The 614-nt window shown below is 61.7% G+C and carries 1 pseudogene; it reads left to right on the top strand.

Going from position 1 to position 614, the window contains the following annotated elements:
* Positions 1–614, top strand: a pseudogene (locus tag Q1A34_RS21950) (hypothetical protein); the annotation flags it as partial.

The following is a 614-nucleotide window of genomic DNA, read 5'->3' as shown; positions in this document are numbered from 1 at the left end:
CTGGGGCGCGACAATGACCGCAACACCGATGGTGTCGACGCGGCCGTTGCGGATCAGACAACGATCCAGCTCTATGCAGCCGCACTCCTCGACAAACCGGATGCCACGATCCGGGACCTTTCGGCCTTCCTGCGCCAGGACCTGGGATCTACAGCAAACGGGATGACCGATGCGGATCTGATCACCAGCTACTTCCAGGCCGGTTTCGGCATTGATGTCAGCCCGTCCATTGCCCCGGCAGATACGCTGCGCTTTGTGCCCAATGATCTGGGCGAGGGCGTGCGCTGGGACAACCGTCTGAACTGGGACGAGGGCCGCCTGCCAGGAGCAGACAACGGTGACAGCGTCGATCTGGCGGGGAACTGGGTCAACTATGGTGGCACCACAACCCTGCGGGATCTGGACTTCGGGTCCGGCGGCCGACTGTCTGTGAACCACGGCTATCTGAACGTAGAAGGGGAGCTGATTACAGGCGCGGGCGGTGCAGAAATTGATATTTCCGCAGCCGGCCAGTTCTGGACCGACGGGTACACCGGCAACGACCTGCTCGATATCGACGTGGACGGCGGACGGTTTGCCAATACCGGCGATTTCAGCGGCAACGTGGATCTGAC

The sequence above is a fragment of the uncultured Roseobacter sp. genome (genome assembly GCF_947491795.1).
Taxonomy (GTDB): domain Bacteria; phylum Pseudomonadota; class Alphaproteobacteria; order Rhodobacterales; family Rhodobacteraceae; genus Roseobacter.
The sequence above is the reverse complement of the archived record's forward strand: the minus strand, read 5'-3'. Positions and strand labels throughout refer to the sequence as shown.